Source organism: Streptomyces sp. URMC 123, from assembly GCF_051386515.1.
Lineage (GTDB): Bacteria > Actinomycetota > Actinomycetes > Streptomycetales > Streptomycetaceae > Streptomyces.
On sequence record NZ_JBPQTV010000501.1, the window covers coordinates 1 to 3,149 of the forward strand.

Annotated in this window: 1 protein-coding gene; it reads right to left on the minus strand. The window is 78.2% G+C overall.

The features are described from left to right. Positions 1-2,926: type I polyketide synthase (locus ACSNOD_RS29970; RefSeq protein ID WP_436770227.1), on the minus strand; the 2,926-nt coding region annotated here is incomplete at its 3' end. Between the last annotated feature and the right edge of the window lie 223 nt (positions 2,927-3,149).

Here is a 3,149-nt window from a genome sequence, read left to right on the forward strand (position 1 = left end):
CGTCCCGCCCGCCCGAGGGCGAGAACCAGTACGACTGCCGCTCGAACACCGTGAAGGGCAGCGGCACCACCGCGCGCGGCCGCCCCTCGTCCAGCGCGGCCCAGTCCACCGCGCCGCCCGCGCAGTGCAGCCGGCCCAGCGACGTCAGCAGCGTCTCCCAGCCGTCCCGCCCCCGGTGCAGCGACGGCAGCCGGAGCACCTCGCCGCCGCCGTCCTCGGCCGCCACCACCGCCCGCGCCATGCCCAGCAGCGTCGGGTGCGGCCCGACCTCCACGAATGTGTCACAGCCCAGCCGGCGCAGCGCGCGCACCCCGTCCGCGAAGCGCACGGTGCCCAGCATGTGCTCCACCCAGCCGTCCGCGTCCACCCGCTCCACCGGCTCCCCGGTGGCGTCGAACACCCAGGGGACGGTGGGGCGCGCCGCCGTGACGGACCGCGCCGCCTCGCGCAGCGGCGCCGCCGCGCCGGCCATCAGCTTCGAGTGGAAGGCGTGCGAGACGGCCAGCCGCCGCACGGTGACCGAGCGCTCCCGCAGCACGTCGCCGATCGCCTCGATCTCCGGGCGCGACCCCGACAGCACCAGGTGGTCCGGGGCGTTGACCGCGGCGATCGCCACCGACGCGTAGGGCGCCGCGGCCGCCCGGACCGCGTCGGCGTCCCCCCGGCAGGCGATCATCGCCCCGTCGCCGGGCTGGGCGTCCATGTGCCGGCCGCGCACCGCGGCCAGCGTCAGCGCGTCCTCCAGGGAGAGCGCCCCGGCCACGCAGGCGGCGCCGTACGCGCCCACGCTGTGACCGAGCACCGCCGCCGGCCGCACGCCCAGCGAGATCCACAGCTCGGCCAGCGCCACCTCCAGCGCCACCAGCGCGGGCTGGCAGTGGCGGGTGCGCCGCAGCCGGTCGGCGTGGGCCTCGTCGAACAGCAGCTCCGGCAGTGCCGGGCCGCCGAGATGGGGGCGGAGCACCCGGTCGGCGCGCTCCAGGGTGCGGGCGAAGCCGGCGTGGGCGTCGTGCAGCGCCCGCCCCATGCCGGTGTACTGGGTGCCCTGGCCGCTGAAGAGGAAGGCGACCCTCGGCTCCGACCGGCCGATGACCTCGCCGCGCACGACGGCCGGCGCCGCCTCGTCGCGCGAGAGCGCGGCCAGCCCGGCGTCCAGCGCCGCGCGCGAGCCGCCCAGGACGACGGCGCGATGGGCGAGATGCGCCCGGCCGGTGCCGGCCGCCCGGCACAGCTCGGCCGGCGGCGTCCCCTCGTGGGCGGCCAGATGGGCACGGTAGCTCCGGGCGAGGGACCGCAGCGCCGTCGGCGTGTGGCCCGACAGGCACAGCGCGTGCACCGGCCGCTCGGCGAGCGGGGCGGCGGCCCCCGCGCCGCCCGCCGCCGGCCGCTCCCGTGGCAGGGGCGGCGCCTCCAGCACGGCGTGGGCGTTGGTGCCGCCGAAGCCGAAGGAGCTCACCCCGGCGCGCAGCGGCGGCCGGCCGGGCCCCGGGGCCGGCAGCGCCCTGCGGCTCGTGGGCACTTCCAGACCCGAACCCTCCCAGTCCATGCGCCGGTTGGGCGTGCGCAGATGGAGCAGTGGCGGCACCTCGCCGTGGTGCACCACCAGCGCCGCCTTGATCAGCCCGGCGATGCCGGCCGCGGCCTCCAGATGTCCGATGGCGGTCTTCGCCGAACCGACCAGGCACGGCTCGCCGCCGGCGCGGCCCGCGCCGTACACCGCCGACAGCGCCTCCCACTCCACGGGGTCGCCGAGCGAGGTGCCGGTGCCATGGGCCTCCACGTAGTCCACCTGGCGGCCCGTCAACCCCGCCTGCGCCAGGGCGCGTTCCAGGACGGCGCGCTGCGCCGCGCCGCGAGGGGCGGTCAGCCCGTTGGAGCGGCCACCGTGACTCACGGCGGAGCCCCGGATGACGGCGTAGATCCGGTCGCCGTCGGCCAGGGCCGCGGAGAGCGGCTTGAGGAGCACGAGGCCGACGCCCTCGCCGCGGACGTAGCCGTCGGCCGCGTCGTCGAAGGTGCGGCAGCGGCCGCCGGGGCTGAGCATCCGCCCCTCCGCGAAGGCCACCGACAGATTGGGCGTGATCAGCAGGTTCACCCCGCCCGCGAGCGCCGTGTCGCACTCGCCGGAGCGCAGGCTCTGACAGGCCGCGTGCACGGCGGCCAGCGACGAGGAGCAGGCGGTGTCCACGGCGAGGCTGGGGCCCTGGAGATCGAGGACGTAGCTGAGCCGGTTGGCGGCCACGGAGTGGGCGTTGCCCGTCGCCGCGTGGACGTCGACATCGGCGAGCCGGCCCATCGGCAGGGCCGCGTAGTCGTGGCCGCTGATGCCGACGAAGACGCCGGTGGGGCCGCCGGCCAGGGCGGTCGGCGCGATGCCCGCGTCCTCCAGGGCCTGCCAGGCGGTCTCCAGCAGCAGCCGCTGCTGGGGGTCCATGCGCTCGGCCTCCCGCGCGGAGATCCCGAAGAAGCGGGCGTCGAACGCGTCCACGCGGTCCAGGAACCCGCCGTACGGGGGCGCGTCGACCCGCCGGGCGTCCCAGCGGTCGGGCGGCACCTCGGTGACGGCGTCGCGGCCGTCGAGCAGCAGCCGCCAGTAGCCGCGGGCGTCGGGCGCGCCGGGGAACCGGCAGCCGATGCCGACGATGGCGACGGGCTCGGGGCCGGCGCCGCCCTCCGTTTCCCGACTGTGCGCGGGGGCGGCCGTCACGGTGGCGGGGCCGGCCGCGGGCATGGCCCGGGCCCCGGGGGCGGTGACGGCGCCCGCGGCGCCGTGGCCGGCGCCCAGATGGAGCGCGACGGCGCGCACGGTCGGATGGTCGAACACCACCCCGGGGGTCAGGGGGCGGCCCAGCCAGGCGCCGAGTTCGTCGCAGAGCGCGACGGCCTGACGGGAGCCCAGCCCGAGGGAGGCGAACGGCTGCGTCACGTCGATGCTGGTGGGCGGCAGCCCGAGCCGGGTGGCGACCCGGTCGACCAGCCACGTCTCGATCTCCCGCGCGCCCGGCCCGCCATGGGCCGCCGCCGGCCGCCCGGTGGCGCGTCCTTCGACTGCCGCTGAGGTGACGGGCGTTACGGGGGCTGGCCGAGCTGGGGCTGGACTACCCACGGCTGCTGGACGTCGTCCGGGCGGTCGAGCGCCGGCTCGGGGT